At 59.7% G+C, this 21,205-nt stretch carries 19 protein-coding genes and 3 pseudogenes; 8 read left to right on the top strand and 14 right to left on the bottom strand.

Features of this window, described 5'->3' with window-relative positions:
• Window position 1: 1 nt before the first annotated feature.
• Window positions 2-769 carry a cytochrome b/b6 domain-containing protein gene (locus tag GA0061101_RS23780; RefSeq protein WP_092575206.1) on the top strand — a complete coding sequence of 256 codons (768 nt, stop codon included), beginning with the start codon at window positions 2-4 and terminating at the stop codon, window positions 767-769.
• Here the strand turns inward: GA0061101_RS23780 and GA0061101_RS23775 are convergent.
• Complete coding sequence (locus GA0061101_RS23775) at window positions 766-2,109, bottom strand: sensor histidine kinase (protein WP_167669591.1); 1,344 nt, start codon at window positions 2,107-2,109, stop codon at window positions 766-768. The genes GA0061101_RS23780 and GA0061101_RS23775 overlap by 4 nt on opposite strands.
• Window positions 2,102-2,785: a response regulator gene (locus tag GA0061101_RS23770; protein WP_092575203.1), complete on the bottom strand. Its 684-nt coding sequence runs from the start codon at window positions 2,783-2,785 to the stop codon at window positions 2,102-2,104. Before GA0061101_RS23770 ends, GA0061101_RS23775 begins: the two co-directional genes overlap by 8 nt.
• 605 nt (window positions 2,786-3,390) lie before the next feature.
• Between GA0061101_RS23770 and GA0061101_RS41135 the strand changes: the two are divergent.
• Window positions 3,391-3,531: pseudogene (locus GA0061101_RS41135) on the top strand (aldo/keto reductase); the annotation flags it as partial.
• Window positions 3,532-3,701: 170 nt separating this feature from the next.
• On the opposite strand, the gene GA0061101_RS23755 reads toward GA0061101_RS41135, so the two are convergent.
• The 3 genes from GA0061101_RS23755 to GA0061101_RS23745 all read right to left on the bottom strand — a co-directional run bounded on the left by GA0061101_RS23755 (window position 3,702) and on the right by GA0061101_RS23745 (window position 8,557).
• Window positions 3,702-4,904, bottom strand: a complete 1,203-nt coding sequence (locus tag GA0061101_RS23755) for an ATP-grasp domain-containing protein (protein ID WP_037197736.1) — start codon at window positions 4,902-4,904, stop codon at window positions 3,702-3,704.
• Window positions 4,905-5,314: 410 nt separating this feature from the next.
• Window positions 5,315-7,177, bottom strand: coding sequence for an adenine deaminase (locus GA0061101_RS23750; protein WP_037197602.1), 1,863 nt, complete (start codon window positions 7,175-7,177; stop codon window positions 5,315-5,317).
• 12 nt (window positions 7,178-7,189) lie between these two features.
• On the bottom strand, window positions 7,190-8,557 hold the full coding sequence (locus GA0061101_RS23745) for an NCS2 family permease (protein WP_051963597.1): 1,368 nt from the start codon (window positions 8,555-8,557) through the stop codon (window positions 7,190-7,192).
• A gap of 399 nt (window positions 8,558-8,956) precedes the next feature.
• Here GA0061101_RS23745 and GA0061101_RS23740 point away from each other — a divergent pair, with 399 nt between their 5' ends.
• A complete protein-coding gene (locus GA0061101_RS23740) occupies window positions 8,957-9,742 on the top strand; it encodes an AraC family transcriptional regulator (RefSeq protein WP_092575202.1) in 786 nt (261 codons plus the stop codon).
• A 259-nt stretch (window positions 9,743-10,001) separates the two neighbouring features.
• Here the strand turns inward: GA0061101_RS23740 and GA0061101_RS23735 are convergent, their stop codons facing one another.
• On the bottom strand, window positions 10,002-10,934 hold the full coding sequence (locus tag GA0061101_RS23735; protein ID WP_037197600.1) for a M14 family metallopeptidase: 933 nt from the start codon (window positions 10,932-10,934) through the stop codon (window positions 10,002-10,004).
• A gap of 253 nt (window positions 10,935-11,187) precedes the next feature.
• On the opposite strand from GA0061101_RS23735, the gene GA0061101_RS23730 reads away from it, so the two are divergent.
• The 3 genes and pseudogenes from GA0061101_RS23730 to GA0061101_RS40270 form a co-directional block, all read left to right on the top strand.
• Entirely contained in the window at window positions 11,188-12,225 is a 1,038-nt protein-coding gene (locus GA0061101_RS23730; protein ID WP_162734472.1) for a GntR family transcriptional regulator, read from the top strand.
• Complete coding sequence (locus tag GA0061101_RS23725; RefSeq protein ID WP_092575200.1) at window positions 12,215-13,549, top strand: NAD(P)/FAD-dependent oxidoreductase; 1,335 nt, start codon at window positions 12,215-12,217, stop codon at window positions 13,547-13,549. Before GA0061101_RS23730 ends, GA0061101_RS23725 begins: the two co-directional genes overlap by 11 nt.
• A gap of 97 nt (window positions 13,550-13,646) precedes the next feature.
• A pseudogene (locus GA0061101_RS40270) lies at window positions 13,647-13,822 on the top strand (non-homologous end-joining DNA ligase); the annotation flags it as partial.
• Window positions 13,823-13,839: 17 nt separating this feature from the next.
• Here the strand turns inward: GA0061101_RS40270 and GA0061101_RS23720 are convergent.
• The 7 genes from GA0061101_RS23720 to GA0061101_RS23690 form a co-directional block, all read right to left on the bottom strand.
• Window positions 13,840-14,262, bottom strand: a complete 423-nt coding sequence (locus tag GA0061101_RS23720) for a DoxX family protein (protein WP_197072765.1) — start codon at window positions 14,260-14,262, stop codon at window positions 13,840-13,842.
• A 220-nt stretch (window positions 14,263-14,482) separates the two neighbouring features.
• A complete protein-coding gene (gene arsK, locus GA0061101_RS23715; RefSeq protein WP_037197598.1) occupies window positions 14,483-15,709 on the bottom strand; it encodes an arsenite efflux MFS transporter ArsK in 1,227 nt (408 codons plus the stop codon).
• Complete coding sequence (gene arsH / locus GA0061101_RS23710; protein WP_037197597.1) at window positions 15,706-16,431, bottom strand: arsenical resistance protein ArsH; 726 nt, start codon at window positions 16,429-16,431, stop codon at window positions 15,706-15,708. Before arsH ends, arsK begins: the two co-directional genes overlap by 4 nt.
• Window positions 16,406-16,828, bottom strand: coding sequence for an arsenate reductase (glutaredoxin) (arsC, locus tag GA0061101_RS23705; protein WP_037197596.1), 423 nt, complete (start codon window positions 16,826-16,828; stop codon window positions 16,406-16,408). The genes arsH and arsC overlap by 26 nt, the downstream gene beginning before the upstream one ends.
• Window positions 16,825-17,520: an MIP/aquaporin family protein gene (locus tag GA0061101_RS23700; RefSeq protein WP_037197594.1), complete on the bottom strand. Its 696-nt coding sequence runs from the start codon at window positions 17,518-17,520 to the stop codon at window positions 16,825-16,827. The genes arsC and GA0061101_RS23700 overlap by 4 nt, the downstream gene beginning before the upstream one ends.
• Complete coding sequence (locus tag GA0061101_RS23695) at window positions 17,520-18,050, bottom strand: arsenate reductase ArsC (protein ID WP_037197592.1); 531 nt, start codon at window positions 18,048-18,050, stop codon at window positions 17,520-17,522. Before GA0061101_RS23695 ends, GA0061101_RS23700 begins: the two co-directional genes overlap by 1 nt.
• Window positions 18,047-18,403, bottom strand: coding sequence for an ArsR/SmtB family transcription factor (locus GA0061101_RS23690; RefSeq protein ID WP_037197590.1), 357 nt, complete (start codon window positions 18,401-18,403; stop codon window positions 18,047-18,049). Before GA0061101_RS23690 ends, GA0061101_RS23695 begins: the two co-directional genes overlap by 4 nt.
• Before the next feature lie 42 nt (window positions 18,404-18,445).
• Between GA0061101_RS23690 and GA0061101_RS23685 the strand changes: the two genes are divergently transcribed.
• Window positions 18,446-18,970 (top strand): DUF6428 family protein, encoded by a 525-nt coding sequence (locus GA0061101_RS23685; protein WP_037197589.1) that lies wholly within the window; start codon window positions 18,446-18,448, stop codon window positions 18,968-18,970.
• 234 nt (window positions 18,971-19,204) lie between these two features.
• The gene (locus GA0061101_RS23680; protein WP_037197587.1) at window positions 19,205-19,894 is read left to right on the top strand and encodes a gamma-glutamyl-gamma-aminobutyrate hydrolase family protein; all 690 of its coding nucleotides are present in this window, start codon (window positions 19,205-19,207) and stop codon (window positions 19,892-19,894) included.
• 156 nt (window positions 19,895-20,050) lie between these two features.
• On the opposite strand, the pseudogene GA0061101_RS39525 reads toward GA0061101_RS23680, so the two are convergent.
• Window positions 20,051-21,205, bottom strand: a pseudogene (locus GA0061101_RS39525) (beta strand repeat-containing protein); the annotation flags it as partial.

Here is a 21,205-nt window from a genome sequence, read left to right as displayed (position 1 = left end):
TATGAGCGAACAAAGATCAGCCTATAAGCCTTACTCCCAGCCACCCGCCGAACATAGCGGCAAGACTTCATCCGCCAAGGGTGATGTCGTTCGTGCGTGGGACCTTCCCACGCGTCTGTTAAAATGGTCGCTCGTCGCTTTAATCCTGGTGGCCTGGGTCTCGAGCGGTTTCAACGATCCGGATATGACCGTTCACAAAGCGGCCGGTTACGGCGTTCTCGTGCTGGTGGTCTATCGCGCCCTTTGGGGTGTTTTCGGGAGTTCAACGGCTCGTTTTTCCGGTTTCGTGCGTTCTCCGGCCGCCGTATGGACTTACCTGAAGGCACTACGGCTAAACCGTGCGGGGCGCTATCTCGGCCACAATCCCGCGGGTGGTCTGATGGTTATCGGTCTCATCGTCGTTTGCGGTGTGCAAGTTCTGCTTGGGATGTTCTCCAGCGACGGAGTGACCGCTTCAGGGCCATTTGCTGGACTGGTGGGTGATACGGTTTCCAGTTGGGCTGCTTCGATCCATGCTGCGTGGTTCTATTTCGCCATCCTTGCCTTGGCCGGGCTGCATATCGTCGCGAACTTCTACTACCAGTTCGTCAAGCGTGAAAACCTCATCGGCGCCATGATCACCGGCCGCAAAAGGCGCGAAGCCTATGTCGATCATAAGGAAGCGACGGGTGGATCTCTGCCTGTAGCGGCTGTCTGTCTTCTGACAGCCTTTGGCCTGGTTTATGGCACAGTGACGCTGTTTGGCGGCAGTTTCTTCGCCTCAATCTAGGATTTTGGCTGGTCAAACAGGAGGGTCGTGGCGGTGCGACGGCCAGGATCCACCTCAATCTCCATCCGCCCGCCATGCAGCGCCATGATCCGGCGCACAATCTCAAGGCCGATACCCATATGGTCGGCCTTGAGATCGCCAAACGGGGGCTCGGCTGGTGCGTCAAAAATACCAGCATCATCCTTGACCGTCAGACGCGGGCCAGGACCTGCAACGACTTCGATGGTGGTGCCATCAGGGGTATGTTTGGTGGCGTTTTCGATAAGGTTGCGCAGCGCGTCGGCAAGCAGCGGCGCATGGCCTTCGATTGAGCCCGCGCCTAAATTGCTATAGGCGATGGTATGATCGCGGTCGTAGACCAGGGGGGCGATATCGGCGACCACCCAATCGGCTAGCTTTGCCAGGTCGACCTGCTGGAACACCGCACGGTCAGCGCTTTCGAGCCGCCCTAGCGCCGTGATCTGACCGACAAAATCCGCCAGTGCATCCAGATCGGCTTCGATTTTTCGGGCTCGCGGATGTTCGATATTGCCAAGCTCCAGCTTCATCATCGCCAGCGGCGTGCGGATTTCATGCGCAACAGCCGTGGTGAACAGACGCTGCGACTTCACGAGCGCACCAATGCGCGCAAGGCTCCGGTTCACGGCAGCAGCAAGATCGGCAATTTCGCGGGGCATGCTGGTCTGGTTGATCAGATGGCTGGGGTCGAGTGGATCGAGATGGCCGGCCTCTTGCGCCGCTTTTGCAACGGGGCGCAGAGCCTGGCGGATTGACAATAAGGTGCCGCCGAGAACGAAAAACAGCATGATCGCCATCGGGGTGGCGAGATGATCCGCAAACTCACGCCCGATCACCGCCCACATGATGCCATCGCTGTCGTGCAGGATCGCGATCTCGACAAAAATCTTGTCTCCATGGATTTCATAGGTCTTGCCGCCGGCGACGGCGAGCGGTTTGCCGTCGCTCAGCATACGAGACCAGAGGTCCGGCGGATTGACCTCCTGCGGCAGAAGGTGATTGTCGCAGCGCGCATCGCAGTTTGTATAGAGAATCTGACCGGAGGGTGTGCGGATACGGGTGATATAGAAGCCACCCCGGATGCCGTAGCGGTGGAGGTCGTGCGGCAGCTTGTAGGGCGCCTCGTCATGGCGGCGTTCGAAACCCTTCGACAGCTCTGCGGTTTCACGTTCGATCATCAACGTCGCCAACTGCTTGTTGTCGAAATAATAATCGGCAAAGACGAGTGCGGCCTGGATCGCCATGGCGAGCGCCGCAAAAAGCGCGATGCGCAGCGTGATGATGCGGATCAGCGTTGGCGGCCGGACAGACCGATCAACCATCTTGCCGCTTTTCCCGCAGCAAATAGCCGATGCCGCGTATCGTTTCGATGCTGATGGGCAAATCGAACGGGGCGAGGCGGCGGCGCAAGCGCGAAATCGCCAGTTCCACAGCATTGGTCGAGATGTCGTCGCCAAATTCGGAGAGCTTACTTTCGATTATTTGCTTAGGAGTGACCCGACCGGCGTTTCGAAGCAGCAGTTCCAAAACGGACCGTTCGCGCGGTGCGACTGCGAGCGGTTCGCCACCTGCCGCCACGACACCATTTGTGGGATCGAAAGATAGGCCGCCGAGGACAATGGATTCAATGTAGTGCGGCGCTCTGCGGCGCAGAAGGGCGCGGCAGAGCGCGAGCAATTCGATGTGATTGAACGGTTTGACGAGATAGTCATCGGCGCCGCCATCGAGGGCCGCCACGCGATCCTCGATCGAACTGCGCGCGGTGACGACGAGGATGGGCGGGATAAAGCCGTCACGGCGTAGTTCCCGTATGAGATCCAAACCGTCGCCATCGGGTAAGCCCAAGTCCACCAAGAGCAGGTCATAGCTGACAGTTTGTGTTGCCAGGAGTGCGGCGCCAACCGTCGCCGCACTATCCAGGCGCCAACCGGCCCGATGGACACTTTCGGCCAGCAAATCGCGTAGACGCGCACTATCCTCGACTAGTAACAAGCGCATACGCACCTCGATCTGCAATCATAGTGGTCACGCACCGCAACAACACATTGTCAGCACTACTTCCCGCTGGACTAGCGTTCAATCGAGACTGGTGAACCATACGATTTGAACGGGATTTTGCAAGAACACCTAATGCGGATCGGACCCTGCGCGGCGGAAGCTGTTCGCTACCCCGCTTCCCTTTCGCGCACATGAATGCATCCCGATCTACGCTTGGCACGCCGCGCGATATCGCAATATGGACGCTTGACTGGCCGCCTTCCGGCAGGTCTCCGCGACCGACGCACCTTCATCCACTTGGCTCAGGATGAGGGCCTTTTGAGTGTCCGAAATCTGTGATGCCTCCGTCGTCTTCCGTTCCCTCCAATCCCTCGCGTTCGCGCTATTCCGCTTTTCTTGCATAAATCTAATGTCCAACAACCTGATTATCCATCTCCCGCTCGGTAAATATATGCAGCATCGCAACGACGAGGAATTCAAAGATGAAGGGATTTCCGGGTATTGGCTCCGGCCCAGGCATGGGTTTCGCAACCGCCGAGGGGTTTGCCAAAGAGGGCTTCCAGAGCCGGCTCGCTGCTCTCTCTTTCACTGCTGTCGGCATCGAAATGACAGCCGCCGTTGATGCCGCGGTTGTGTTCAACGTGGAGATAGACATGGATTATCGCAAAGTCGGCCCGAGCGGCACGATCGTCACCGCCTATTGTCTCGGTACGATGAAGGCGCTGAATCGGTCGGTGGATGAGGCATGACGGGACCGGGTGCGAATGCGCGGGTCTACCTCGCCTGCGGCGTGACGGCTGCTGGGCTTCGCTTGCGATGACTCGTCTTTTTTCCGCTTCGGCCACCCTGCAACAGAGTGTCCAGCGCGGCTCAAGATAGCTCGTGCCGAATTTGTCAGAACTGGCGGCTCATGTTTCTAATATTGGTCGCGTTGCCGAGCGCGCTGTTCCAGGGCAGCTTCAAACGCTTGAAATAACTTCTTCATCACCTGCCCTTTGTAGGGAAACAGCTCCGCCGAATCCATGCAATGGACGTACATCCCAACATCGGCCTCGAACACCAGCAGGCGGCCGTCGGGCAATTCGGCGCAGTCGATGGCAAAATAGTCCAGTCCGAAACACCGACCGAGTTCGGCGAAGGCGTTTGCGTGGCGGATAGCGAAGTCCTCGTCGAACCTCGTCATCCAGGCGGCTTCCTCAGCGCGCCTGTCCTCGAAATGCGACATGCCGGCGTTCTGGTAATGCACCATCCAATGCTCGGAGACAGCCATATGGCTGGCATAGGCATTGCCGTCGATAAAGGCTATGCGCTGCTTGCGGAACTTGCCGTCCTCGCTGCTGTAATCGATGAATGAAGCAATATAAAATAACGGGTCGGGATGCGCTTCCAAGAAGCCGAGCAACTGCCGGGGGTCAACGATCTTTTCCATGCCGTGGCCGGCATGGGTGTCGAGCGGGCGGACGATGAACGGGTAGCTGGCGATACCGGCGGCAGCCTCCGGGCCCAACACACCGTCGGCGATGTCCTGAAGCACGTTTCTGGGAATTCGCGCAATGGCTGGTGTCACGACGGCAACTGCTTCCCGGAGCGACTCGGCGACGCCGTCGCGAGACAAGCCCATGACAACGCGCGGCGCATTGTTCATTATTGGGCCGCGCCAGTCCCGCAGCAATCTTTCGAGATTGAGTAGCACAGGCAGATTGTCGGTCGATTCGGCAACGGCAACAAAGGCGATGTCATGGTTCGGGATGACATCGAGGTTGGGCGTATTGGCATCGACATAGTGGAGTAGGACGTTGACGTTTGATTCTTCCAGCAGGAGCTCGATCGGCGCGTTAGCCGTGAAGTCGCCTTTTGCGACGAAGACGAGGACGTTGAGGCCGGTGCCACGACCGAATGTCAGCCGGTAGGTCTTCGAAAGCCGAAGCGCAGCCCTTTGGGCGATCGCGGCCTCGCTTTTTTGGCCTACCGAATTCATAATGATCGACAGGTCAAACAAAGCTGCTGCATCGGAATGATCGGCCGTTACCCGGGCAAGGAGGTCGTTCCACAGGGGCACGATGTCACGACCCTCGTAGATCGAGCGGATAATTTTTGCCTTGCCAATGATGTCGACCATGCCTGGCGTTCTTGAGTCAAGCGTCGGCTCGTTCGGCAAGATTTCCATCATTCGCTTTAGCTCGCGGGAAATATTCTCCCGTCTATCCTATTGGCAAATCTCATAAACGCGCTGGTTCCTTTTGAGCATAACCAACTGACAGTCATGGCTATCACCCTTCACTGACGGGACACTGAACTCGGACCAGCTCTTCACGTTTCTGAAACCTGGTCTGCCGCTGAAAAGCGATCCTTTTTTAGGTATGGCTTATGGGCCTCAGGAGCGCATTGAAATGGCAGCGACATAAAGCGGAAGAGATCGTCACGAAGCTCCGTCAGCTCCATGCACTATGATCTGGGCTATATCGATTTGAGCCAGAGGACCTTGCAAACCATCGACAACTCGACCCAGGTCGATACTCGCCGTTCGGTTCACCAGACGACGGGATGCGATTGGCCTGTGTTGACGTTGACAAGTCCTGACGGCACCTCATCGCTCGGCGCGACGAATACCCAGCGCCAGGGCAGGCAAGTCAGGGTGGCGAATATCAGCGTTTCCGGAAAGCCCGGTTTCCAGATCTTGGTAGCGGAAGGCTCGTACATCCACTCGATCTTTTCCGCGGCTGAGTATAGCTGCTGCATTTCTCGATCAAGTTCCTCGGCCGAGCGCGCCGTCATCAGGCCGCCGATCTCGTAGCAAACCTCTGCTACGATCTCACCCCGATGCACCAGCACCCATCCGCCGGCTATTTCCTGCAGGTGATTTACGGCCATCGCCATCGCACGGTCGGAGGAGCCCACCGTCCAGACATTGTGTGAATCATGGGCGACGGAGCAAGCAAGCGCAGTGTCCGGATCCGCCGGACCGCAGCCCAGCCAGAACATCGATGCCAGCTTTCCGTTGCCGCTATAGCGGTCGATGATTGCGAATTTCGTAATCTTCCGCGCCGTGTCCCGCTGGACCTCACCGTTTTCAACCTTCAGTTCCGTGGTCAGAAAGTCCTGATTCCAGTGAAAGGGGCGCAGGAGGGCGGCTTGTACGCTGTGGCGGTCGCTGGGAGCCCGAACGGCAAAATCCGCCGCAGTCAGGAGGCGTCCGATGTTCAGCGTTTCGCTCGCCCATTCCGGCCAGGAAATGTCGGGTTGCGGTCCGAGATATTGCTTGCCTTCGGAAACGAGCAAGCCGTCTGCGTAAACGGCTGAGATGGAAACGGACCCCACATCGTCGAGCAGCACGAGATCCGCATAGCGGCCGGGTGTAATGCTGCCCACCCATGCGTCGATGCGCATATGTCTGGCCGGATTGAGCGTGACGCATTGAATGGCGGTTTCGGGCGGGACGCCGTGCTCGATCGCGGACCGAAGATTGTAGTCGCTCGCGCCTATTCTCAGCGTTTCCGAGGCGCTGCGGTCATCCGTGGTAAAGGCGATATTGCACCAATCGGGAAGGCCGCGCTCAAGGAGGCCCGGCAAGACCTCGGGGAAATTATAGGGGCGGATCTCAATGAAGATGCCACGGTTTATTTTCTCCCAGCCGTCCTCGAAACTCCAGATCTCGTGGTCGGAAGAGATGCCGGACGCGGCGAAGGCACTGGTTTCATGCGCCTCGACAAGACCTGCACCATGCCCCTCGACAACGCCGCGCTGTTCGACCGTTGCGCGGATCATTCCCCATATCCGCTCATAGGCGGGGTTTTGCGGATCCCAGACCGCCGGCCAATCCATGACCTCGTCGAGACTGACCACGGACAGGTCTTCCGTCAGGAAACCGCGCTGCTCCTCATAGCCGTAATGGCCGCCGGTGCTCTCCCATCCGCTCGGAGGCACTGCGGAGCCGGGCTGGATGAAGACCTTGTGTGGTACGCCATGGCTGCGGGCCGTCTTCCAGAATGCCGTATTGTTGGGGCCGTCGACATTTGCGAATTCGTGGCTCGCCTCGCATGTCCAGGTGTTGCCTCTCGGCAGGACAAGGGCTGCCTCATATTCGGGCGTCAGGTGCGTGCTTTCGATGTGCTTGTGCACTTCGCCGAAGCCGGGAACGGCCGACAGGTCCGGATAGTGTACTCGGCCGGCAACCTCTCCCTTGTATTGGCCGGCAGGGCCGACCCAGGCGATGCGCCGTCCCTTGACGACGATCTCCTGGTCAAGAGCCCACATGCGCGTATGAACATTCAGCAGGCGGCCCACGCGGATCGCCAGATCCGCCGGTCTTTTGCCCAAGGCCACCAGGACGAGATCCTGGCGGATGGCGATATCGTCCTTTGCGCTGAGGATGAGGTCGTTTGGAAGGCTCATCGTGCGCGCTCCTTAAAAAGCCCGATGGGCGATAATGATGTAGATGATGAAGATGACATCGAGGGTTACGAGCATCGCGGTGAGTTTCTGCCACTGACGCGTCGCCAGAACGATCAGCGAGTAGACGAAGCAACCGATCGCCAATCCCATCATCAGATCGGTGGTTACGACCGTGATCAGGAGGATCAGGATAGGCGGAATGGCATTCTCCGGCCGCGACGTGTCCAGGTCGCGAATGCCTTCCATCATCAGAACGCCGACCATCACCAGGGCCGGAGCCGTCGCCTGGGCCGGAATGATGCCGATGAGCGGCCAGAAGAAAAGCGAGACGCCGAAGAGAACTGCGACGACGATGCCGGTCAGGCCCGTACGGCCGCCTGCTTCGACGCCCGCCGCCGATTCCACGTAAGCCACGACGGTCGATGTGCCTAAAGCAGCACCGATAATCGAGGCAAAGCCGTCAGCGGTGTAGGCCTGCCGGGCGCTCGGAATGTTGCCGTCCTCATCCATGATCTTGCCGCGGCGCGTCACACCGATCAGCGTGGCTGTCGCGGAGAAGAAATCGGATATGAAGAAGTAGAGCGTGATCGGCAGAACGAGCCAGAAGTGCGTGAAAAACTCATGGAAATCGAAGGCGAAGAAGAGCTCTTTCGGGATGATCGGAAAATCGACGATGCGATCAGGAAAGGTGGTCAGTGGCGCTCCATGCGCTGTGATGAACAGGCCGATGACACTCAGAGCGGCGATAGAGATCAGGAAGGCGGCCGGTATCCGCAATGCGAGCAGCATCGGCGTCGCCAGCACGCCGACGAGCGACAGCATGACGGCCGGTTCGGCGATATTGCCGAAGGAAAGACGGTCGTGGGCCAGAGACACCAAGCCGGCGTTCTTGAGGCCGAGATAGGCGATGAAAAGACCGAGGCCGCATTGTATGCCCAGCCGGATCGGCTCGGGAAAACCGCGGACGATCCGCTCGCGCCATCGGGTGAGCGACAGGATCGTAAACAGGATCCCGCCGATCAGGACCATGGTGAAGGCGGTCTGGTAGGATACTCCCATCTGCAGCACGACAACTTGTGCGAAGATCACATTGGATCCCATACCCGGGGCGAGCGCGATCGGCAGATTGGCCCAAAGCGCCATGATCAAGGTTCCCACCATCGAAGCGAGGGCCGTGGCGATGATGAGCGAATGCATATTCATGCCCGCGGCCGACAGGATCGCCGGATTGACCACGATGATGTAGCTCATCGCGCCGAAGGTCGTGAGACCGGCTACGACCTCGCGCGATATCGACGAATTCCGCTCTTCGATGCGGAAATATCGATTGAGGGCCGATAGTTTTGAGCCCTCCTGATCCGAAAAAACATTGCCTGTCATTGCCTATCGTTCCCCTGCTTTTGACGTCGCGTTGGCAGCTTTTTGCTGTCTATCGAGCGCGATGAAACTGGATATCGTCATGAAAAGGCGGGCGCCATGACTGCGGCTTCGTGAAGTTGATTGGAACTCAGGAAGATATGCGCATTCCGACACCCGAGAGGCTTCGGTCGCTGCATAGGGATTACTTTTGGGCTTGGCACGAATGCCTAACTGCAGTGAGACAGGCGGGTCAGCGTTCACATAGAATGCGATGAGTTAGGCACGAATATTGCTTGTTATCGACATGGAACGCCGTCGTAAACTGGCAAAGGCCGAGGTTCTCACACCAACCCGCAGCCGACCGAGTGCAATTGGGTTCTACGCATCGGATGCGGGCTGTTCTGGAGGAAGGATCGAGTTATGGAGATTTTAAGTCGAGACTATAATTTTCACTTTCATAAGGCGACAAGCGACAACAATCCTGCCGGCACCTATTTCGGCGAACCACGTGTCGAGGTGTCGCTCGTTATGAAGGGGTCGGTGCGGTTCATCGTCGACGGCCGTGTGCGTGTTGTGCATGCGCCCTGCGCCACATTGCAGGCGTATCACGTCGATCTCCACGCGCTGTCGAACACCGACCAAAAGGTTCAGACAATGTGGTGCCACTTCTCCCCGGATGCGCTGTCGGAGGACGACTGGTCGGTACTGGAAAATTTGCCGGCCGCCCAGCCGATTCCTCCCTTGATGCCATCGCTCTTCGCCGGCGCTCTCTCCTTGCCGCAGGAATCCTATTCCCCGCCCGAGCATGATGTCACCAACCACATGCGCAATTCGCTCGGCCGGACGATCCTTGCGGAATATATTCGAGGCACCCAGCTTGCGGGGCGAACGAGGCCATTGCCGAAGGCGGTTATCGTGGCAAAAAAGGCGCTCGACAGTGAATATTCACGATCGTGGACGGTTGCAAAGCTCGCGAGCCTCGCCGGGACAAACGCAAACTACCTCATTCATCTTTTCAAGACGTATCTCGGCGTGCCGCCGATGCATTATTTGTGGGAGAGAAGGCTGGATGCGGGTATCCACATGCTGCAGTCCACCAGCCTGACAATCGACGAGATATCCCATCGCTGCGGATTCCGGAGCCCGGCGCATTTTTCACGACGGGTCAAGGACAGGAACGGCGCTCCACCAAGCCGTTTCCGATAGTGGCGGCATTCTCTTGCATTCGGCTTTCTGCAAGCAACAGCTTGCGACAAGGCATGGGCGGCTCAGCTATCCGGCGCCGCGAGGAGATACAGGGAGAAGGATGTCGCTCAGCGGATCACCCTATTGCCGCGGCGTCGCCGCCGGCTTCACGCGCGGCTCCCTTGGCATATGCAAATTCACCCCGGCGCCCGGCGGATCGCATGCTCCGGGCGTGACATCGTTGTCGACGGCGGGGCATGCCGATGGCCGCTGCTTCCCGTCAGGACGTCGTCTCGACCGGAATACCGATGCCGACAAGCGCCTCGCCGGCGTTCACAGCCAGGGTGGTGAGTTGGTAAAGGACTTCGCCTGGCTTTTCGGCCACGATTGTCGCCAGCACGGTCCCGAACACGTCGCGAATTTCGCCGAGTCTGTCGCCGATGGCGATTGGATCGGACAGGCGTTTCGCGCTGTACCAAAGGCCGGACACGGGTGCGAGCGGCACGCTCATCGTCATGAGCCGCGGGGCAATGACTGGGTTGGTGGCGCCTTCGGTCATGTGCATGTGATGCATAATGCGCCCGATTCCATCCATCATGGCGGTAACGCTGGCCTCGTCCCAAAGACCGTTGCAGCCGATCTCGACAAGCACGCTCGGTATACCAAGCGCGCCGGCCGCGCTGATCGTGTTGCTCTTCGATTGCGATCCAACCGAAATCGGCAGGCCGAAGGCAGCGGCCAGCGCTTCGGACGGCGCGTGGCCGCCGGGATAGATCGTGAAAGGCGTCAGGCTCTCGCTCATGTCACCGCCGTGCAGGTCGAGATAGGCGTCCGCCTTCGGGAATACCTCGGTCACGAGCCAGTGTGCAAGCCGCTGGCCCGCGCTGCCGTCCGGCTGTCCGGGAAACATGCGGTTCAGGTTGTTGCCGTCTTCCGGCATCACGTAGATGCTGCGCGCCCGGAACCCCGTGACATTGAGAATCGGGAGAACAAGAAGGGTCCCGCAGAGCTTCTGCGGGTCCGTATGCATCAGACGGACAGCAGCCTCGATTGAACAATATTCCGAAGCGTGCACGCCTGCAGTGACGATGAGGCACGGTCCCGGCTTAGCCCCTTCAACAAGGCCGAAGGGAATCTCGATCTCGGGTATCGGACGCAGGAATCCCTGCTCGATGCGTGGGCGCCCGGTCTTAAGTTCAGGTAGGTTTTGCATGCTGGTCTCCTAGCTGGCGGATATGCAGAAATCGATGAGGTGACGGCAGCCTGACGGCGATAGCGGCGGCCCGGGCAAAATTCTCCGCGGCGGCACGGCTTGAAGGAATTTTGTCATCCTGGAAGGGCTCTCATTTGTTATAGTTTTATATAACGATTATGTATCAATTGCTGATCTGTCAACGCACGCGACCAAAGAAAGATAGCGCACACACGCTGCGTTTCTGGACGCTTCGTCATTGACGAGCCTAATATTGTTCTATTACTATGTAACAATGAAAACGCAGAATCCAATCCGCCTCGTGCTCGACCGCGCCCTGCCGGTGCCCCTCGGCGTCCAATTGCGGGGCTTGATTCAATGGGGAATTTCGTCTGGCGACCTGAAACCGGGCGACCGCCTTCCGTCCGTCCGCGATCTGGCGGACGAGACCGGCGTGGCGCCAATGACGATCGTCCAGGTCTACCGCGAGATAAAAGAGGCCGGGCTCATCGAGGGGCGGGTGGGCTCTGGCACGTTCGTCGCTCGCCCCGCGGACCCAATCGACCAGCGCCTCCAGGACTTTCACAGGCGTGTGGACGCAGTCCTGGATCAGGGCCTGGCTCTGGGCCTGAGCAACAGCGACATCGCAGGACTGATCGCGACGCGCTTGACCGCGAGGAGCAGCGGCGGGCGAACCTGGCAGCTGGTGATGGTCGGCAACTTCGCCCATACCACCGCAGCCTATGCTCGAGTGGCCACCTCGATACTCGGATCGGGCGTGATGATCGAGCCTGTCACCTTCGACGCACTCACCAAGGACGAAGGCGCGCTTCACCGGGCCGCCGCTGCCGACTTTGTCGTGGCCTCGCTCGTGCTCCAGCGGGAGGTGTCTGCTCTGCTTCCGGGGCAGCGCGTCGTCGCGATCGGCCTGATCCCATCAGAGGATACGCGCCGCGCGCTCGCGTCGATCGATCCCCGCGCCCGGGTTATCGCCGTGTCGCTCTTCCCGGACTTTCTGCCGATTTTGAGCTCCGGCGTCCGCCGGTTCGCACCTCATGTCGCAGTGCTCAATGCGGCGATGGTCGACAGCGATGAGTTGGGGGCGGCGCTCACTGACAACGACGTCGTTGTCTATTCTTCCGGTGCCGAAGCCGTCTTGGAGTTGCTTCCACCAGGCATGCCCGCCATCGAATATCGCCACACCCCCGACCCCGGCGACATCGAGCGGCTTCTTCGACCCCTGCTCGAAGGCGCTGGCCCCATCGCTCGTCCCCGTACTTCCGGAAAGGAACCCGAAAGCCATGCCGACTGACGTCGAAGCAGTTTCCGACAGCCCAGGCTTCCCCAGCGAAGTGGATGTCGTCGTGATCGGAGCAGGTATCGTTGGCGTATCCACTGCCTATGAGCTTGCCCGCAAGGGAGTGTCCGTGGCGCTGATCGACAAGGGTATCGTCGGCGGCGAGCAATCGAGCCGCAATTGGGGATGGGTCCGGCAGCAGAACCGCGACCCGTATGAGTTGGCGCTGGCCATGTACAGCTTACAGCGATGGGAGCAGCTCGGTCCGGAGCTCGGCCGCGACCTCGGTTTCCGCCGTGCCGGCATCCTATACTGCACCCGCCATCAGGCCGACCTGGATCGCTGGGAGAAATGGGGTGCAGCGGCGCGGGAACAGGGATTCCACAGCCAAATCCTCACCGCGTCCGAAATGAAGAAGCGCTCGCCCCTCAGCAGTTCGTCCTGGCTCGGAGGCGTGTGGTCGCCAACCGATGGCAAGGCCGAGCCAAGCTTGGCCGCTCCAGCCATGGCCGAAGGCGCCAAGCAGATCGGCGTCTCGCTGCATCAGAATTGCGCCGCTCGCGGCCTGGAGATTACCAACGGGCGAGTGGCAGGGGTTTGGACCGAACACGGCCTGATCAAGGCGAGCGCGGTTGTTTGCGCCGGTGGTGCCTGGACCTCCCGCTTCTGCCGCCATCACGGGATCGATCTTCCGGCCGCAAACATTGGCGGCACGGCCTTGCAGACGACGGCTGCTCCCGATGTCCTCGGTGCGGGCTGCGCCCACGTTTCGGATCTGGCGCTGCGGCGACGCATCGATGGAACCTATACGCTTGCCATTCCCGGCCGCGGGACGGTCAGCATCGCCCCACAAGGCATGCGCTACGCTACCAAATTCTATCAGATGTATCGCAGCAAGATCGCAAAGAAACTCAAATATAGGCTCAATGGCAGTTTCTGGAATGGCCCCGAGGCTTGGGGCGGCTGGGACAATGATCAGGTATCGCCGTTCGAGAAAATACGGATCCTGGACCCGGCGCCGGATGCCCAACTGGTCAAGCAAGCCTTGATAACTGCCGTGAAGGAGTTTCCGGCTCTTGGAGGCATCGGTGTAGCCCGCTCCTGGGGCGGAATGATCGATACGTCGCCGGATCTGATCCCGGTCATATCGAAGGTCGACAAGGTGGCCGGCCTCGTCATCGCTTCCAGTTTCAGTGGCCACGGCTTCGGCATCGGACCAGGCGCCGGACGCCTCGCAAGCGAATTGGCTCTTGACGAAGACCCTTTCGTCGATCCGGCACCCTACAGATTGAGCCGTTTCAGTGACGGCTCGGCTATCCGACCAGCTGAGATGATGTGAACCGTTCACCGATCACGCGACGATAAGTTGCTGTCGATCGGACACCGGATCCAGGGTGAATTTGATGGGAACGCCGCCGAAGTCATTATCGAACATACAGACGCTGGGCAGGCCCAAGACAAAACAACCGGTGGTGCCGCTTAAGGGCAAAAGTCTGGTCTTCGCCCAACCAACACCGATTGCGAGATCGAATTTCGTGGTTGGACCAACGCCGGCAATCTGCGCCGCTCGTCGTATAAGGGTCTACGTGCGGTTCAGGATCCGGCTTCAGTCCATGTAAAGCCGGACGCTCACGCCCCGCCAGGCCAACCTGCCCTGACGGCAAGCACGCTCCCCGGCCCGTGCACGGCGGCAAAGAACAGACCGGCTACAAAGGTAAAGTGGTCGACGAAGAAGCCGAACTCCGCCTGGTTGCCGCCCCAGTGCGACGGGCCATGGAATGAGAATCCGAGGAAGATCACATAAACGGCAGCAACGATCGCCGCCGGGGTGAAGAAGGCGCCAGTCAAGAAGGCAATGACCAGCAGCACTTCGAGGATCGCTGCACACCAGGCCAACAACTGCGAGAACGGGAAGCCGGCGGCGGCGATATAGCTGGCAGTGGCGCCCATATCCATGAATTTGAATGAGACGGCCATCAGAAAGACGGCAGCGAAGATTAGGCGGGCGATGAGAATGGCGGCGGTCTGCCAAGCCGATTGAGCGTTTTCCACGATATCCCTCCGGGTTGAAGCGTTTAATGCTCCAAGGACGGCCAACAGAAGGGGGTTCCGACAGAGGCCGGGAAAAATTTTTGCCGGGAGCGATCGCCTGCACCGGGGGAGCCCATCTTCACGTCATCTGCCGCTATGGAAAAGACCGCGCCGAAAACAGAGGCCTGCGTGATTTCATTCTCAGATGCAGAGGCGCTGCCATCTCCTTCCAGTTGGAAGGTTACCGTCCGTTTAGAAGAGGTTGGGGTCTGGTCAATGGCCGCATCAGCCGCATGATGCCGAAGAACGCTGCAACGGCGACAGTGCCGAGTACGGCGGCGACAGACAGAGACCAGGATACGCCGATGTTTTCCATCATGAACGCCAGAATAAACGGTGCGGTCGATGAGATCATCAGACGAATGGCTAAGACTTGTCCCTGCCGCTTTCCGTAGCCCTCACTTCCAAATAGTGCCAGTGGCAAAGTCCCCTGCACGATGCTGTTCAGCCCCGACCCAAGACCGAAGACGACGGCAAACGCCAGTGCGCCCAGCACCGACGGCGCAGTGACTATCAAAACGACAAGAGCTGCCGGCAACAACACAGCGGAGATAAGCGCGAGCGTCAGTTGCGATAGACCACCCCCGAAGACCATGTTGGTGAAGCGGCTCAGCACCTGCGACGGGCCAAAAAGCATGCCGACCATCACGGCCATGGCTCCAAGCCCAAGTCCGGACAGCACGGGAACCATATGGACCAGCAGCGCTGCATTGACGAAGCTCTCCAAGGCAAACCCCATGACCATCAGGATGAAGGCCGGCGTCCGGATCGACGGCGGAAGGCTTGGTTCGACATGCCTTGGCGCTTCGTTCTTCTCCCGTTTGCGGATTTCGCTGACGCTGTGCGACAACCACGCATGAATGGGAAGGCAGACCAGAAGATTGATCGCCGCGAAGATCAGATAGACGTTTTGCCAGGAGAGATGCGTATGCAACGCCGTCGTGATCGGCCAGAAGATCGTCGAAGCAAAGCCGGCGATCAGCGTCAGATAGGTAATGCTGCGCTGGGCAACCTTCGGCCTGATCTGAACGAGCAATGCGAAAGCCGCCCCATATTGCACCAGGTTGGATGCAGTCTCGATCGCGATCAGCGCGGCAACGAAGGCGACCTTGCCGGGAGCAAACGCGCAGGCGGTAAGCGCCGCAGCCGCGATCGCCGAGCCGGCCGTCATGATCCTGCCGGCGCCAAAGCGATCGATCCACTTGCCCATCGTTGGCGCGGCGAGACCGCCGATCAGGAGAGCCGCTGATAGCGCGCCAAAAATCCATTCCGACGACCAGTTCAAATCCCGCGCCATATCCGGCGCGAGGATGCTGAAGCTGTAATAGAGCGTTCCGTAGCCGATGATCTGCGTGAGACCGAGGGCGAGGATTGCGGCGATGGGTGGCCGTTCGTTGCTGGTGGTCATATGGATTTCAGGCTCACACGCTGTTCGAGCTTTTCTGCTTCTTCCTTCCGCTCGCTGTAACGATCGGTGAGGTAATCTGATGCGTCACGCGTCAGCCAGGTGAATTTGACCAGTTCCTCGCAGACGTCGACGACCCTGTCGTAAAAGGAGGATGGTTTCATCCGGCCGTCGGCGTCGAACTCCTGGAAGGCCTTGGCGACCGACGATTGGTTCGGGATGGTGATCATCCGCATCCAGCGCCCGAGAATCCGCAACTGATTGACGGCGTTAAACGATTGTGAGCCACCCGACACCTGCATCACTGCCAGCGTCTTGCCCTGCGTTGGCCGCACGGAGCCGACCGAGAGCGGTATCCAGTCGATCTGTGCCTTCATGATGCCAGTCATCGCACCGTGGCGTTCCGGGCTGACCCAGACCTGACCCTCGGACCATGCTGACAACTCGCGCAGTTCCTGCACCTTCGGATGGCTGACCGGCGCGCCGTCGGGTAGCGGCAGACCTTCCGGATTGAATATCCGCACCTCGCAGCCGAAGTGCTCGAGCAACCGGCCGGCCTCATGCGCGAGGAAACGGCTGTAGGAGATGGCGCGCAGCGAGCCGTAGAGGATCAGGATGCGGGGCTTGTGCGTGGAGAACGGCGGCCGCAATGTCTCCAAGTCAATGTGGCGCAGATGTGCCGGCGAAGCGGCTGGCAGATCAGACAATGCGCTTGCCCTCGGCATCGAGCACCTTCTCGCCGTCTTCCTTGGTGAAGGCGCCCTTGTGCGTTTCCGGCAGGATCTCGAGCACGACCTCCGATGGCCTGGACAGGCGCGTGCCGAGCGGTGTGATCACGAACGGCCGGTTGATCAGGATCGGGTCCTTCAACATTGCATCGAGCAGCTGATCGTCGGTCAAGGCAGGATTGTCGAGACCGAGCTCGGCGTAGGGCGTATCCTTCTGACGAATAGCTTCACGCACGCTGAGGCGTGCGTCGGCGATCATCTTGGCGAGCTCTTCACGCGATGGCGGCGTCTTGAGATATTCAATGACGGTCGGGTCGATGCCAGCATTACGGATCATCGCCAGCGTATTGCGCGAGGTGCCGCAGGCCGGATTGTGATAGATGGTGACGTTCATAGCTTTGCCTCTGACGATACGGTTGATGACGCACGTGGCTGCAGCAGCCAAGTGAACAGGATAAGGGCTGCGACCGCGCCGGCGATCTCCGCCACCCAGAAGCCCGGAAGATCGACCGGGCGAATGCCGGAGAAGGTATTGGTCAGCGAGCGGGCCAAGGCCACTGCCGGATTGGCGAAAGAGGTCGAGGCGGTGAACCAGTAGGCGGCGGTGATGTAAAGTCCGACCAACCACGGCACCGCCTTCTGTTCGAACTTGATGCCGGCAAGGATGGTCGCCACCAGCCCGAAGGTTGCAACGCCTTCCGAGAACCATTGCGCGCCACCGGTGCGAACCCTGCTCGACAGCTCGATCAGCGGCAGGTCGAACATCAGATGCGCAGCCAGCGTGCCGACCACCCCTCCAGCAATCTGTGCCAGGACATACCCGCCAAAATCGCGCTTCGGCAGTACGCGCGACATTGCGAAGACCAGCGATACCGCCGGATTGAAGTGGGCGCCGGAGATCGGTCCGAGCACGGTGATCAGCACGACGAGGATGGCGCCCGTCGCCAAAGTGTTGCCGAGTAGCGCGAGCCCGACGTCCTGCGTCAGCGACGTTGCCATGATGCCCGATCCGACCACGGTCGCGACCAGCATCGCGGTGCCAAGGGTCTCGGCGACCAGCCGGCGCGTCAGATCGAACCCGGCCATCAGTTTGCCTCGGTCTGCTTTTGGCTGGCGCCTTCCGTCGCGCCGATCTGACGCAGGTGCGTTTCCAATGCGAGCTTGTCGATCGTAGCGAGCGGCAGGTTCACGAACAGCGATATACGGTTTTTCAGGTATCTTGCGGCCTGAGCAAAGGCACGAGCCTTCTCGACTTCGTTGCCTTCGACGGCGGCGGGATCCTCGATTCCCCAGTGGGCAGTCATCGGATGGCCGATCCAGACCGGGCAGGCCTCGCCGGCGGCGCTGTCGCAGACCGTGAAGATGAAGTCCATTTCCGGTGCGCCCGGCTTGGCGAACTCGTCCCAGCCCTTCGAGCGGAAGCCCGTAGACGAATAGCCCAGTGCTTCGAGTTCCTTCAATGCGTGCGGATTGACCTCGCCTTTCGGCTGGCTGCCGGCCGAATAGGCCTTGAAACGGCCCTTCCCTTCGGTGTTGAGGATCGACTCCGCCAGGATCGAGCGGGCGGAATTGCCGGTGCAGAGAAAGAGAACATTGTAAACGCGGTCGGTGGTCATCGCAGTGTCTCCTCCATTTTAGGCGTGCAGCAGGCCGCGACCTCCGCGGCGGGTGCACAAATTTCCGGGTGACCGGAGCAGCAATCTTCCATCAGGAAGCGGACCAGGCCGCCCAGGGATTCATAGTGGGCGGTGTAGATGATCGAGCGGGATTGTCGTTGCGCGGCAATCAGCCCGGAATGCTCGAGCTCCTTGAGATGGAAGGAGATGTTCGACGGGGAGACCTCGACCTTCTCGGCCAAGGCGCCGGCAGCCATGCCCTCCGGACCGGCAACAACGAGCAGGCGCACGATCTGCAGGCGGGTTTCCTGAGAAAGGGCGGCGAAGGCGCCGAGGGCTTGACGCTGGTCCATATTTCAATCATCCTTGAATCATTCAAACGAGGAATACCGCAAATGAATGCGATCGACAACTCGAAAATTCAGCGCACCGATATCAGCCTTGGTTTGCTTCTCGAAACGCTGGCGACAGCGAAGGATCTGCCACTGGTGTTCCACTACGACGGTCGGCCTGTGAAGGGTGGCTATCATGTGACCGAGGTCAAAGCCGGCCAGTTCGCCGCGCTCGACTGCGGCGCCAACCCGGAAGCCTGGACGGAGATTTTCGTGCAGCTTTGGGATATTGACGAGGATGATCGCACCCATATGCCGGCCGGCAAGTTCGCGGCGATCATTCGCAAAGTGTCCGAACATGTGAAACTCGACGGCTCGGCCAAGCTGACCTTTGAGGTGAGCGATGGCGTGCAGCCGATGCAGCTTTACCAGGCAGCCTACCCTAACCTTCGCGCCGGTCAGGTCCATATCGAGCTTGCGGCACGGCCGGCAAGCTGCAAGCCCCGCGATCGCTGGCTTGCTGAGGAAACTGGAAAAGGCGTTAGCTGCTGCGGTCCTTCATCGCAAAAGAGCGCCTGCTGCGGATAAAAGTGAGAAAGACCGTATCGACGGAGCCCAGCTTATGCTCTTGCCCGCAGGGTATCGGTCGTCCCATCGCTTTAATTGGAAGGTCGACAGACTAGCACGAATGCCGAGAGCCCAACGAAATTGCGCTCGATTTAGATCCGAGTTTATACAGACGCCTGTACTTGTTTAAAGGCTGCTCATTTTGACGTAGGGGAATCTATGTTGAAACGAGCAAAGGTTGGAGGACCGGACCTCATGCGTCAGCCCCGCATTGCCATCATTCTCGATGAGAACACGAGCACAGGCGGCACCCGCTACGAAGCGGCGAAGGGATATTTTCAGGCTGTTCGGGATGCGGGAGGCCTACCTTTCGGCATCCCCTATCTGCCTGAAGTCGTGGATGTTGTTTTGAACGAGTTTGATGGCCTGGTGTCTGTGGGCGGCCGGTTCGCTTATCCCGACGATTGGTATATCCCCGGCGAAGTCTCCAAAGCTCCACCATCGGAACGCCTCGATGTCGAACGAGCCATGGTTGAGGGCTACCTTGAGAGGAACAAGCCCGTCCTCGGCATTTGCGCGGGGATGCAGATGCTTGCCTGCCTGAGCGGATGTCGCCTCACACCCGACCTACGCGCATCCGTTCCTGCTGCGTCCGAGCACGACAAGCGAGGGCAACTGCATTTCGTCGATATCCTTCCAGGCTCGCGGCTGGCGGACATTATCGGCACGCTGCGCATTGAGGTGAACACTTTTCACCGCGAAGCGGTCGTGCAGCTTTCGCCCGCCGTGATTGCGAGTGCCTGCGCAGAAGACGGTATCGTGGAGGCCATCGAAATCGTATCCAACGCGTTTGCGATTGGCCTTCAATGGCACCAGGAGCTATTTGCCGGAACGGACCATCCGGGAAACCGCGTTTTTCGTGGCTTCGTAGACGCGGCCTCATAAACTGTGGCCGCATCAACGGTTGAGACTGACGCTTTTTGCAACCGCTCGCTGGGCTTCCGCCACATAGCCGATAAAAAGTTCACGGCGCCTTGTAGGCGCCGTGAATATTTTCGTGTCGTTCGAGACTAATCGCACCGCAATCGCTGTGCGATTGGATTAGGCGGCGTGATAAGCCGCAATGACGGCTGCTACCTGATCAGTGTTCATAGCCTGCAGCTGTGTTGTCGTGATCGCTTGCAACTGACCGCTCGACAAGCTTCCGATATCCGTCGTCGACAGACCGGCAAGGGCTGTGGTGGTGATAGCCGCGATATCATCGGTTGAGAAGACCGCAATATCGGCCGTCGACAGCGCACCTATCTGACTTGAAGTCAAGGCTGCGGTCTGTGTCGAGCTCAAAGCCTCGACCTGTGTCGAGCTCAGTGCGCCGACCTGGGCGGTGGACAGACCCGTCACAGACTTTGTGCTGAGAGCACCAATCTGCGTGGTCGAAAGACCGGCGACGTTGTCCGTGGTCAGTGCACCGACCTGGGTCGCGCTGAAAGCTCCAACCTGCGAGGTGCTGAGCGCACCGACCTGGGTCGACGTCAGAGCATGGATCTGCGTGGTCTTGAGCGTCGCGACCTGAGCCGTCGTCAAGGCAGCAGCCTGATCAGACGATAGTGTCGCAACGTTGGTCTCCGACAGTCCTCCGAGAGCGGCGGTGTTGATGGCGGCGATATCCGCCGTCGACAGACCAGCAAGCTCAGCGCTGCTCAAGGCACCGACCTGAGCAGAGTTCAGGGCACCGACCTGAGCCGTGCTGAGTGCCGCGACATTGGCCGAGCCGAGTGCGCCGACCTGAGCGGTGGTGAGACCGGTGATCGACTTGGAGCTGAGGGCCGCGGCCTGCGTGGTCGACAGGCCGGCGACATTGTCGGTAGTCAGAGCACCGACCTGGGTCGAACTGAAAGCTCCAACCTGCGAGGTGCTGAGCGCACCGACCTGGGTCGACGTCAGAGCATGGATCTGCGTGGTCTTGAGCGTCGCGACCTGAGCCGTCGTCAAGGCAGCAGCCTGATCAGACGACAGGGCTGCAACATTGGCCTCCGACAGTCCTCCGAGAGCGGCGGTGTTGATGGCGGCGACATCCGCCGTCGACAGACCAGCAAGCTCAGCGCTGCTCAAGGCACCGATCTGAGTGGAGTTCAGGGCACCGACCTGAGCCGTGGAGAGTGCCGCGACATTGGCCGAGCCAAGTACACCGACCTGAGCGGTGGTAAGACCGGTGATCGACTTGGCGCTAAGCGCTGCGGCCTGCGTGGTCGACAG

The sequence above is a fragment of the Martinezella lusitana genome, assembly GCF_900094565.1.
Lineage (GTDB): Bacteria > Pseudomonadota > Alphaproteobacteria > Rhizobiales > Rhizobiaceae > Rhizobium > Rhizobium lusitanum.
Note: the sequence above shows the minus strand (reverse complement) of the source record. Positions and strands in the feature narration are given on the sequence as shown.

What these genes read in the sequence shown, in the direction of transcription:
- arsC (WP_037197596.1), bottom strand. Translation starts at nt 16,828, where the DNA reads ATGAACGTCACCATCTATCACAATCCGGCCTGCGGCACCTCGCGCAAT.
- GA0061101_RS23725 (WP_092575200.1), top strand. Translation starts at nt 12,215, where the DNA reads ATGCCGACTGACGTCGAAGCAGTTTCCGACAGCCCAGGCTTCCCCAGC.
- GA0061101_RS23740 (WP_092575202.1), top strand. Translation starts at nt 8,957, where the DNA reads ATGGAGATTTTAAGTCGAGACTATAATTTTCACTTTCATAAGGCGACA.
- GA0061101_RS23745 (WP_051963597.1), bottom strand. Translation starts at nt 8,557, where the DNA reads ATGACAGGCAATGTTTTTTCGGATCAGGAGGGCTCAAAACTATCGGCC.
- GA0061101_RS23770 (WP_092575203.1), bottom strand. Translation starts at nt 2,785, where the DNA reads ATGCGCTTGTTACTAGTCGAGGATAGTGCGCGTCTACGCGATTTGCTG.
- GA0061101_RS23700 (WP_037197594.1), bottom strand. Translation starts at nt 17,520, where the DNA reads ATGGCCGGGTTCGATCTGACGCGCCGGCTGGTCGCCGAGACCCTTGGC.
- GA0061101_RS23750 (WP_037197602.1), bottom strand. Translation starts at nt 7,177, where the DNA reads ATGAGCCTTCCAAACGACCTCATCCTCAGCGCAAAGGACGATATCGCC.
- arsK (WP_037197598.1), bottom strand. Translation starts at nt 15,709, where the DNA reads ATGACCACCAGCAACGAACGGCCACCCATCGCCGCAATCCTCGCCCTC.
- GA0061101_RS23775 (WP_167669591.1), bottom strand. Translation starts at nt 2,109, where the DNA reads ATGGTTGATCGGTCTGTCCGGCCGCCAACGCTGATCCGCATCATCACG.
- GA0061101_RS23735 (WP_037197600.1), bottom strand. Translation starts at nt 10,934, where the DNA reads ATGCAAAACCTACCTGAACTTAAGACCGGGCGCCCACGCATCGAGCAG.
- GA0061101_RS23680 (WP_037197587.1), top strand. Translation starts at nt 19,205, where the DNA reads ATGCGTCAGCCCCGCATTGCCATCATTCTCGATGAGAACACGAGCACA.
- GA0061101_RS23755 (WP_037197736.1), bottom strand. Translation starts at nt 4,904, where the DNA reads ATGGTCGACATCATTGGCAAGGCAAAAATTATCCGCTCGATCTACGAG.
- arsH (WP_037197597.1), bottom strand. Translation starts at nt 16,431, where the DNA reads ATGCCGAGGGCAAGCGCATTGTCTGATCTGCCAGCCGCTTCGCCGGCA.
- GA0061101_RS23685 (WP_037197589.1), top strand. Translation starts at nt 18,446, where the DNA reads ATGAATGCGATCGACAACTCGAAAATTCAGCGCACCGATATCAGCCTT.
- GA0061101_RS23695 (WP_037197592.1), bottom strand. Translation starts at nt 18,050, where the DNA reads ATGACCACCGACCGCGTTTACAATGTTCTCTTTCTCTGCACCGGCAAT.
- GA0061101_RS23780 (WP_092575206.1), top strand. Translation starts at nt 2, where the DNA reads ATGAGCGAACAAAGATCAGCCTATAAGCCTTACTCCCAGCCACCCGCC.
- GA0061101_RS23690 (WP_037197590.1), bottom strand. Translation starts at nt 18,403, where the DNA reads ATGGACCAGCGTCAAGCCCTCGGCGCCTTCGCCGCCCTTTCTCAGGAA.